The organism is Gallibacterium genomosp. 3, from assembly GCF_001678475.1.
GTDB classification, from domain to species: Bacteria; Pseudomonadota; Gammaproteobacteria; order Enterobacterales; family Pasteurellaceae; genus Gallibacterium; species Gallibacterium faecale.
Genome location: NZ_JTJR01000021.1, coordinates 24626 through 35426 on the forward strand (window position 1 = coordinate 24626; position 10801 = coordinate 35426).

Consider the following 10801-nt stretch of genomic DNA (forward strand, 5'->3'; position numbering starts at 1 on the left):
GTTTGCATTTTCCTTTCTTTATTAAGTTTATTTAAGAATTTGAGCCCCTTCAGGCGTCCCCACAATCACAATATTAGCGGGACGTAACGCAAAAATACCATTTGTTACTACGCCTGCAACATTATTTAATTCTTTTTCCATCTCAATAGGATTAATAATTTTAAAATTATGTACATCTAAAATGATATTCCCATTATCTGTAACAACCCCTTCACGATACTCTGGCGAACCGCCTAACGCGACAAGCTTACGGGCCACTTGTGATCGTGCCATTGGAATCACTTCTACAGGTAATGGAAAGGTAGAGCCCAACACATCAACTTGTTTAGATTTATCAACAATACAGATAAATGTTTTTGCTAAAGCAGCCACAATTTTTTCTCGAGTTAATGCTGCACCACCACCTTTAATCATCATTTTATGTGGGGTAATTTCATCAGCTCCATCTACATAAATATCTAATCCTGATACATCATTCGCACTGAACACTTCAATTCCTTGTTCACGTAATAATGCCTCAGAATTTTTAGAGGCAGCTACCGCACCTTTAATCTTATGTTTAATTGTACCAAGTGCTTCAATAAAGCAGTTTACTGTTGAGCCACTCCCCACACCAACAATCGAATCTGCTTGAACATATTGTAAGGCAGCATTTGCCGCCATTTTCTTCATTGTTAATTGATCCATGCCATTATCCTTTCAATTTATTCAGATAAAAAAAGTGTCAGCAAATCATTTAAAAATAATTTGCCATGTTCCGTAATTTGCCAGCATTCCTTTTGTTCTACAATATAATCTTGTTTTAATGCCTCGTCTATTTGCTTTTCAATTACCGTTAATGAAAGTCCCGTTAATTGCTGAAAGTCTTGTTTGGGAACAGGCTCCAATAATCGAAATCGATTCATAAAAAATTCAAACGGACGATCTGCTATTGCCACTTCATGCTGTTGATAACGATAGTTTCCTGCCAGATAACCTTGCGGATGTTTGGTCTGTGAATACCTTAAAATCCGCCCGTCAGTAAAACTCACTTTACCATGTGCACCACAACCAATAGCTAAATAATCACCAAATCGCCAATAGTTCAAATTATGTTCGCATTGATACCCTTCTTTCGCATACGCAGAGGTTTCATATTGCTGATAACCCGCCGCAGTTAATTTACGATGTCCTTCCGCAAAAATATCCCACAAAGTATCATCATCAGGTAAGCGAGGTGGCTTACTTGCAAATAGCGTGTTCGGTTCAATCGTTAATTGATACCAAGAAAGGTGAGGTGGGCTTAATTCAATCGCCTGTTGTAAATCGGATAATGCTTCTGATAACGTTTGATTTGGTAATCCGTGCATTAAATCAAGGTTAAAACGAGTAAATTCTGCTGCTTTTGCAAAATCCACGGCAACTTTGGCTTCAGCACTATTATGAATACGCCCTAACTGCTGTAATTTACCGTCATCAAAACTTTGCACCCCCATAGAAAGCCGAGTAACGCCAGCTTGTCGATAGCCAATAAAACGTCTTGCCTCTGCTGTACCAGGATTTGCTTCTAAAGTAATTTCAATATCTTGTCGAAATTCAATTCTTTTTGCTATCTCTGTGAGCAAATATTCAATACTTTCTGCAGCGAATAAACTCGGTGTGCCACCACCAATAAAAATAGAATGGAGTTGCCTTCCTTGCACAAACGCTAATTGCTGGTCTAAATCCGCTAAAAGGTGTTGAAGATAGTCTTGTTCTGGAATGACTCCTTTTTGTGCATGCGAATTAAAATCACAATAAGGACATTTCTGCACACACCAAGGAATATGAACATAAAGGCTTAATGGAGGTAAAACAATCATCTTAATTTTTGTTGTAGTTGAACTAAAGCTCTCGCACGATGGGAAACTTGTTGTTTTTCTTCTTTAGTTAATTGTGCAAACGTACGCTGTTTCTCAGGATAGAAAAATAGTGCGTCATAACCAAAACCATTTTCACCTATTTCTTTCTCTGTAATACGTCCAACGCACTCTCCTTCAGCAATAATTGGCACAGGATCTTCAGCTGAACGCAGCAAAACAATACAACTAACAAATTTAGCAGTTCGTTTTTCTGTTGGTACACCTGCTAACGCAGCCAACAATTTTGCCCGATTTTCTGCATTATTGGCATTTTCACCAGCATAACGTGCTGAATATAACCCTGGTGCACCATTAAGACTATCTACGGCTAGTCCAGAATCATCTGCTATCGCTGGTAGTTCACTTACTTTTGCAGCATGGCGAGCTTTAATTAAGGCATTTTCAACAAATGTTAATCCTGTTTCTTCTGGGCTCTCAATTCCTAATTCAGTTTGTGCCACTACCTCAAAACCAAACTCAGCTAATACATTTGCCATTTCACTGACTTTACCTGGATTACCTGTGGCTAATACGATTTTTTGTTTTGTCATAAATAATTCCATTACTGATAAAAATAGAGGCTAATTGCCTCTATTTTTTTAGTTTATTTATTTCTGCTTACTACCTTGCAAATACAACATTTCTAATGCGATTGTTGCACCTGCTAATGCTGTAATATCAGACTGATCATATGCAGGAGATACTTCTACCACATCCATTCCTACAATATTCACATCCGCCAAACCACGTAAAATTTTTAATGCTTTATCGGTGGTTAAACCTCCACACACTGGTGTTCCTGTACCTGGTGCAAAGGCTGGATCTAAACAGTCGATATCAAAGGTTAAATAAACTGGTAATTCAGAACCTACCGTCTGTTTAATTCGGTTAACAACCTCTTCTACACTAAGATCATTAACTAATGGAGCATCTAACACAGTAAAGTCTAAATGACGATCATATTCTGTACGAATCCCAATTTGTACAGAATGTTTAGGATCAATCAGTCCTTCTTTAGGGGCATGATAAAACATCGTACCGTGATCATAACGACTGCCATTTTCATACGTATCTGTATGTGCGTCAAAATGGATCATCGCCAATTTACCGAATTGTTTGGCATATGCACGTAATACAGGCAACGTAATAAAATGATCACCACCTAATGTTAAGCAACGTTTTCCAGCTTGTAATAACGAACTGATGTGTGCTTCTAATTGTTCAACAAAATCTTGATTATCACCGTAGGAATAAACTAAATCCCCACAATCAACAATCTTTAATTTTTCACGAACATCAAAATGCCACGGGAAACGGCAATGTTCCCACGCTAAATTAACTGATGCACGGCGTATTGCTTCCGCACCAAAGCGTGTCCCTGAACGCCCTGATACAGAGGCATCAAAAGGCACTCCTGTAATCACCCAGTCTGCATCACTTTGTTGTGGCATAAAATTTAATGGCAAACGTAAAAAGCCAAAATTATTAGAAACTAATGAAATATCTTCTTTATGACCAAGTGTATTAAACATACGCTTTACTCTTCTTCCAAATAAGTATAACCGTTTAACCCGTCTTCCAACTCTTTTAAGAATTGTAAGGCTTCCGAAGCTGGTAATGTTGAATGTTCTATCTGTTCACGATAACGCGCGATTAATTGTTTAGGATCTAAATACACATAATGCAACATATCCGCCACTGTATTACCTGCATCATGCGCTAATACTTTTACTTCACCTTGATCATCTAACACAATATCAATCGTTGTGGTATCACCAAATAAATTATGCATATTACCTAAAATTTCTTGATATGCGCCCACCATAAAGAAGCCAACTAACGGTGGATTATCGACTGCATAATTTGGCATTGGCATCGTTGTTGTAATCCCGTCACCATCAATATAGTGATCAATGGTACCATCCGAATCACAAGTAATATCTAACAATACTGCTCGACGACTCACTGGTTCATTTAATTGAGTCAGTGGACATACTGGAAATAATTGATCGATTCCCCAAGCATCTGGTAGCGATTGAAATAAAGAAAAATTCACGTAAAGTTTATCCGCAAAGCGTTCTTGTAATTCGTCAATAATAGTACGGTGTGAACGATGGCGTTCACTAAATAACTCTCCTACTTCATGACAAATATTTAAATATAATTGCTCTGCCCAAGCACGTTGCTCTAAGTTAATTAAGCCAACGTTATATTGGTTATGTACATCAGACAGGTCGAATTGACTCTCATGAATCCAACTGCGTAAAGAACGTTTTTCCCGCGAAGATAAAATATCTGTCCATGTTTCCCACATACTGTGTAATACACGCGGATCACTCTCTTTTGGCGGAGCCAATTCTGTTGGTAAATAGCGTTCAACCCCAATCACATTAGATACTAATACTGCATGATGTGCGGTCACTGCACGTCCTGATTCCGTAATAATCGTTGGGTGTGGTAAATTATGTTCTCGACAAGCTTGTCCAATTCCCCAAACTACGGTTTCAGCATATTCACGTAACCCATAATTCACTGAGCAATCAGATTCAGTACGATTACCGTCGTAATCAACACCTAAACCGCCACCCACATCAAAGCACTGAATATTTACCCCTAAACGATGTAATTCAACATAAAAACGTGCACTTTCACGTACCCCCGTTGCTACATCACGAATATTGCCTAGTTGAGAACCTAAGTGGAAATGCAATAACTGTAAACAATCCAAACTTGATTGTTCTTTCAATAAATTCACTAACTCTAATACTTGAGAAGCAGATAAACCGAATTTTGATTTTTCACCACCAGAGGATTGCCATTTTCCAGAACCTTGTGAAGCTAATCTTGCTCTTACACCTAAACGAGGACGCACATTAAGTTTCTTTGATTCTTCCAATACTAAGAAAATCTCAGAAATTTTCTCAATCACCAAATAAACTTTATGCCCTAAGTTTTCTCCCATTAGTGCAAAACGGATATATTCACGATCTTTATAACCATTACAGACAATCACTGTTTTAGTTTGACCAGCATGAGCCAGCACAGCCATTAATTCAGCTTTAGATCCTGCCTCTAATCCTAGTGGTTGCCCTGAAGTAATCAATGATTCAATAATCCGACGGTACTGATTTACTTTAATTGGATAAACCAAAAAGTAATTCCCTTCATAGCCAAACTCCTCTCTTGCTTGAGCAAAAGCAGCATTAATAGAACGAAGTCTGTGCTGAATAATTTGTGGGAAACAGAATAATGTTGGTAGGCGAGCACCTTGCTGCTGCATATTTTCAGCTAATTTAGCTAAAGACACTCTGCTATTTGGCTTTTCTGGATTAGGGCAAACATAAATTTCACCATTCTCATCCACATTGTAGTAATTCATTCCCCAATAATTAATATTGCAGGCTTCACGAATAGTATCAGCATTACTAGAAACAGCTTGAAGTTCAGGATTGAGGACAGTTTTTTCCACTGATTTAAGGCTCCTTATTTTGAACAATGTATGCAAAATGAATAGCTATAATATAGCCATTAGACTAAAAAATAGAAATGCAAGAATAAAGCAAAAGTATCTTCAATGCTAGGGATCAGTGACTAAATTATTTTTTGGAGAGAAATAAGTGAAGTAAAAGAATTTAGGATGGTGGAGATAATCGGGATCGAACCGACGACCTTTTGAATGCCATTCAAACGCTCTCCCAACTGAGCTATATCCCCACATATATTGGACGTTGCTAATATTAATTGCCACCTTTCTGGATGTCAATGTAATTTAGCCAAAAAGGAATTTCGACTTCCCTTTTGGCTAAAAAGAAACCATATTATACGGCTTCTGCTTTATTCTTAATAAAGTCTATTGCTTGTTGAATACGGGCTAAACAACGTGTTTTACCAATTAACTCCATCGTAATATCAAGTGATGGCGATTGTCCTGCACCTGTAACAGCAACACGTAAAGGCATACCGACTTTACCCATACCAATTTCTAATTTCGCCGCAGTTTGCTCAATGATTTGGTGTAATTGATGAGCTTCCCATATTTCTAGTAAATCTAACTGTTCTAATACTTCAGCTAATGGTGCTAAAGCAGCAGATTTTAGATGTTTTTTCGCGGCAGCTTCATCAAATTCAGTAAAATCTTCATAGAAATAACAACTAGAAGCAGCCATTTCTTTTAAGGTCTTACAGCGCTCACCTAACGCCTTCACAATCTCTGTCAATGCTGGACCATGAGTAGTATCAATATTTTGATCCTGCATATGCCATTCAAGATACTTCGCTACTTTTTCTGCTGGCAACTCACGAATATAGTGATGATTTAACCATAACAATTTTTCTGTATTAAACGCACTTGCAGAACGGCTCACTCCATGAATATCAAAATACTCAATCATCTCTTCAATTGAAAAGACCTCTTGATCGCCATGTCCCCAACCTAAACGCACCAAATAATTCAATAGTGCTTCTGGTAAATAACCTTCATCACGATACTGCATTACACTCACTGCACCATGACGTTTTGATAATTTTTGTCCATCATCCCCAAGAATCATTGATACATGTGCATATTGTGGAATAGGTGCATTTAATGCTTTTAAGATATTAATTTGACGAGGTGTATTATTAATATGATCTTCACCACGAATAACATGGGTAATTCCCATATCCCAGTCATCCACAACAACACAGAAATTATAGGTTGGAGAACCATCAGTACGGCGAATAATTAAGTCATCCAATTCGCTATTACTGATTTCGATTTTACCACGTACTGCATCATCAAAAATAACTGAACCCTCAGTAGGATTTTTAAAGCGTACCACATGCGGCTCACTTGGATCATGGCTATGGTCATGTAAACAATGACGGTCATAACGCGGTTTTTCTTTATTTTTTTCTTGTTCTTCTCTTAACGCTTCTAAACGCTCTTTACTACAATAACAACGATATGCCAATCCTTGTTCTAACATTTGATCAATCACTTGATTATAACGATCAAAACGTTTGGTTTGGTAATAAGGACCATGTTCCCAAGAAAGTCCTAACCATGCCATACTATCTAAAATAGCATCTGTTGCTTGTTGTGTTGAACGCTCTAAATCGGTATCTTCAATGCGTAATACAAACTCACCTTGATTATGTTTTGCATATAACCAAGAATAAAGTGCTGTCCTCGCACCACCTACATGCAAATAACCTGTTGGACTCGGGGCAAAACGAGTACGCACTTTCACATTAGGATCTAAATTAAATAAACTTTTGATTTCCATCGCTTTTGCCTATTAATCATAATTCAATGTCAAAAAACCGCGTTATTTTACTACGACTTGGCGTGATTCTTAACAAAAAGTTCTATTTTATGCTTACTTTTACAACAATTAACACTAAAGCTATAAAAAGCGATTGACTGCTTATAAATTATAATTATAATGCCTCGAACACAAAATATGGGCGATTAGCTCAGTTGGGAGAGCACCTCCCTTACAAGGAGGGGGTCACTGGTTCGAGACCGGTATCGCCCACCATATTTTGTTTTTTGTCATAAGGGCGATTAGCTCAGTTGGGAGAGCACCTCCCTTACAAGGAGGGGGTCACTGGTTCGAGACCGGTATCGCCCACCACTTATGACATTACCCAAGATTAACAGCGTGGGCGATTAGCTCAGTTGGGAGAGCACCTCCCTTACAAGGAGGGGGTCACTGGTTCGAGACCGGTATCGCCCACCACGCTTGTTAATAGCAACGAATATTTTCTATTCGGGCGATTAGCTCAGTTGGGAGAGCACCTCCCTTACAAGGAGGGGGTCACTGGTTCGAGACCGGTATCGCCCACCATAACGGCTTGCCTATCTTATTGTTTTCTTCTTTTAGTTAGATGATTTCTTTGCAATAAAATGTTAAAGTTTATTTATTAACTTGATACACTAACTTATTAGAATACCTTATGAACAAGACAATAAAATATGAAAAAATCATTCTTATTTTTAATGGACTAGAAAGATTATTTGGCAATCTGATTAAGATATTCAGTTACCTATTTCATTTTGTATTTCCTCATAAACGATTTACTATCCCTAAATTTAGTCCTGCTATTATTAAAAGACAACGAACGCAAAGAATTACCCGTACTATTTGGCAAACTAATTACAGTAATCAAGTAAGCCTCCCCGTATATTGTAATTATCTCTTTAATCGCCTTCTTTCATTAAATTATGATTACTGTTATGTCAGTACTGAAGAACGAGAAGAGTTTATTCGAAATACAGCTGATCAGCGTACTTTTGATGCTTATAGTAAACTCACAGATGGCGCTTCTCAGGCTGATTTCTGGCGTATTTTTGTTTTATATCATAAAGGTGGAATCTATATTGATATTGACGGACATCTTGTATGGAATTTAGATAGCATTATTAATAAAGATGACCATGAAGTATTAATTAAACGCCGTAATCAATACACGAATTTTTTTATGGCAAGTGAAAAAGGTAATCCTTTTCTCAAAAATACCTTAGATATTATTATTGATAATATTGAAAATCGCCGTATTGATGGTGGTGTATTTAAATTAACAGGTCCAGTATGCCTCAATCAAGCACTCCTAAATGAATCTGTGAATTTTCGTCGTGATAAATTAACTTGTGCACAAGGAACATTTACTAATGAATACTTCCAATATATAGATAAAAAACTTGGTAAATGGAATCATGCAAAAAATGAAGATTTATTAAAATAATCATTATGGAATCTGTTTTTTATATCGGCATTATGTCAGGTACCAGCCTAGATGGTATTGATCTTGCATTACTGGATTTTACAAATAAACAACCACACATGGTTGCTACGCAATTTTCCCCTATGCCAGACTCATTACGGCATACCTTAAATAAACTAATGCAAGGTCAGACAAATTTGCAGCAATTAGGTGAAATCGAACAACAACTTTCCTACTGCTACATTGAACAGATTCAGCACTTATTACAAACTACAAAACTTAAACCGCAACAAATTTGTGCAATTGGCTGTCATGGACAAACTGTTTGGCATTCACCTCAAGGAAAATATCCTTTTACTATGCAGCTTGTTGACGGTAACTTAATTGCCGCCAAAACAGGCATTACGACTATCACAGATTTCCGCCGTAAAGATATGGCTTATGGTGGGCAAGGTGCTCCGCTCGTTCCAGCTTTTCATCAAGCAATTTTTTCACAGCCTAACGCATTTACTGTGGTACTGAATATCGGAGGAATCAGTAATATTACGCTTTTACCACCTAATGGTACTGTCGCTGGATTTGATACAGGTCCAGGTAATACGCTACTTGATACTTGGATCCAACAACACCAAGGGCAACGCTTTGACAAAAATGGAGAATGGGCTGCACAGGGCAGAATAAATGATACACTTCTAAAAGCCTGTCTTAGTGAAAATTACTTTCAATTATTGCCGCCCAAAAGTACCGGCAGAGAGTTATTCAATCTAACTTGGTTACAACAGAAACTTGCTTCATTACCACCTATCTCGCCTGTTGATGTTCAAGCTACATTAGTTGAATTAACAGCACAATCGATCGCACAACAATTACCCCAAATAACCAAATCACAACCTTATCAATTACTGGTCTGTGGCGGAGGTGCTAAAAATCAATTATTAATGCAACGCTTACAATACCTATTACCACAATGGCAAATTCTCACCACTAATGCCAAAGGCATTGATATTGATTTTGTTGAAGCTGCTGCTTTTGCTTGGCTAGCCTATCAAACTATGCATCATCAACCAGGAAATCTACCTACAGTTACTGGTGCATCACAGCCTGCTATTCTAGGAGCAATTCATTTAGCCGATCCTTTCTTTTCTTAGGGAAATAATATGTCTTCTCTTACTCATACACTTGATCAATTAACCTCTGAACAACGTAATCCCAACTCTTGGCATCTCGATCAGCTGTCTTCACTCAAATTAGTCACACTAATGAATAATGAAGATCAACAAGTCGCTTTAGCCGTACAATCTCAGCTTCCTTACATTGCCTTGGCCGTTGATGCAATTGTGAAAGCATTTCATCACGGTGGTCGTTTAATTTATCAAGGGGCTGGTACAAGCGGTCGTCTTGGTGTTTTAGATGCCTCGGAATGTCCACCTACGTTTGGGGTCAAGCCAACACAAGTTATCGGTATTATTGCTGGTGGTGATACTGCTATTCGCCAAGCGGTTGAAAATGCCGAAGATAATGAACGTGCCGGAGAAGCCGATCTTCAACAGTTACAATGTTCAGAAAAAGATATTTTAGTGGGCTTAGCGGTTAGCGGCAGAACACCCTATGTGTTAGGTGGACTAAAATACGCAAAACAAATCGGAGCTACAACAATTGCCATAAGCTGTAATCCAAATTCTGCTATGACAAAAATCGCTGATATCGCAATTACCCCCGTTGTAGGTGCAGAAATATTAACTGGTTCTTCACGCTTAAAGGCAGGTACTGCACAAAAAATGGTTCTCAATATGCTCTCCACAGCAAGTATGGTACAAATGGGTAAGTGTTATCAAAACTTAATGGTTGATGTACAAGCAACAAATGAAAAGTTACGCCATCGTGCCGTGAAGATTGTGATGCAAGCAACAGATTGTGATCAACAAACTGCAGCTCATTACCTAAAACTAGCCGATAATCAAGCCAAACTGGCTATTATGATGATTTTAGGTCAACTCTCTCGTTCAGATGCAGAACAATTATTACAAGGGACACAAGGTCATTTAAAAGCTGCATTACAACAAATAACAATCCGCACGTAAAACATGCGGTTTTTAGGTTACCCTATAAGGGTCTATTACTTCACATGCCCCTCAAGGGGCATGTAAAAACTGACAACCGCACAATAGTGCTACCATTACCCCTTAAAGGGGGGGGGCAATATATTCTTTCTT

General features: G+C 38.0%; 9 protein-coding genes and 5 tRNA genes. 7 read left to right on the plus strand and 7 right to left on the minus strand.

Going from position 1 to position 10801, the window contains the following annotated elements; genetic code table 11:
• Window positions 1-27 precede the first annotated feature (27 nt).
• The 7 genes from rpiA to gltX form a co-directional block, all read right to left on the minus strand.
• Window positions 28-687, minus strand: a complete 660-nt coding sequence (gene rpiA / locus QV06_RS05705; protein ID WP_065234034.1) for a ribose-5-phosphate isomerase RpiA — start codon at window positions 685-687, stop codon at window positions 28-30.
• A 17-nt stretch (window positions 688-704) separates the two neighbouring features.
• Complete coding sequence (gene hemW / locus QV06_RS05710) at window positions 705-1841, minus strand: radical SAM family heme chaperone HemW (RefSeq protein ID WP_065237306.1); 1137 nt, start codon at window positions 1839-1841, stop codon at window positions 705-707.
• Window positions 1838-2431, minus strand: a complete 594-nt coding sequence (locus tag QV06_RS05715) for an XTP/dITP diphosphatase (protein ID WP_065237307.1) — start codon at window positions 2429-2431, stop codon at window positions 1838-1840. Before QV06_RS05715 ends, hemW begins: the two co-directional genes overlap by 4 nt.
• A gap of 57 nt (window positions 2432-2488) precedes the next feature.
• Window positions 2489-3412 carry an agmatinase gene (gene speB / locus QV06_RS05720; protein WP_065237308.1) on the minus strand — a complete coding sequence of 308 codons (924 nt, stop codon included), beginning with the start codon at window positions 3410-3412 and terminating at the stop codon, window positions 2489-2491.
• A 5-nt stretch (window positions 3413-3417) separates the two neighbouring features.
• Window positions 3418-5349, minus strand: coding sequence for a biosynthetic arginine decarboxylase (gene speA / locus QV06_RS05725; protein WP_065237309.1), 1932 nt, complete (start codon window positions 5347-5349; stop codon window positions 3418-3420).
• Window positions 5350-5518: 169 nt separating this feature from the next.
• A tRNA-Ala gene (locus QV06_RS05730) sits at window positions 5519-5594 on the minus strand.
• A gap of 104 nt (window positions 5595-5698) precedes the next feature.
• Entirely contained in the window at window positions 5699-7147 is a 1449-nt protein-coding gene (gltX, locus tag QV06_RS05735; RefSeq protein WP_065237310.1) for a glutamate--tRNA ligase, read from the minus strand.
• Window positions 7148-7326: 179 nt separating this feature from the next.
• On the opposite strand from gltX, the gene QV06_RS05740 reads away from it, so the two are divergent.
• From QV06_RS05740 to murQ, 7 genes are all read left to right on the plus strand, one after another.
• Window positions 7327-7402, plus strand: a tRNA-Val gene (locus tag QV06_RS05740).
• A 20-nt stretch (window positions 7403-7422) separates the two neighbouring features.
• Window positions 7423-7498: transfer RNA gene (locus QV06_RS05745), tRNA-Val, on the plus strand.
• Between the two features lie 29 nt (window positions 7499-7527).
• Window positions 7528-7603, plus strand: a tRNA-Val gene (locus QV06_RS05750).
• Window positions 7604-7635: 32 nt separating this feature from the next.
• Window positions 7636-7711 (plus strand) — tRNA-Val (locus QV06_RS05755).
• Window positions 7712-7820: 109 nt separating this feature from the next.
• Window positions 7821-8609: a glycosyltransferase family 32 protein gene (locus tag QV06_RS05760; protein WP_065237311.1), complete on the plus strand. Its 789-nt coding sequence runs from the start codon at window positions 7821-7823 to the stop codon at window positions 8607-8609.
• Window positions 8610-8614: 5 nt separating this feature from the next.
• Window positions 8615-9736, plus strand: coding sequence for an anhydro-N-acetylmuramic acid kinase (locus QV06_RS05765; protein WP_065237312.1), 1122 nt, complete (start codon window positions 8615-8617; stop codon window positions 9734-9736).
• A gap of 9 nt (window positions 9737-9745) precedes the next feature.
• Window positions 9746-10669, plus strand: coding sequence for an N-acetylmuramic acid 6-phosphate etherase (gene murQ / locus QV06_RS05770; protein WP_065237313.1), 924 nt, complete (start codon window positions 9746-9748; stop codon window positions 10667-10669).
• Window positions 10670-10801 lie beyond the last annotated feature (132 nt).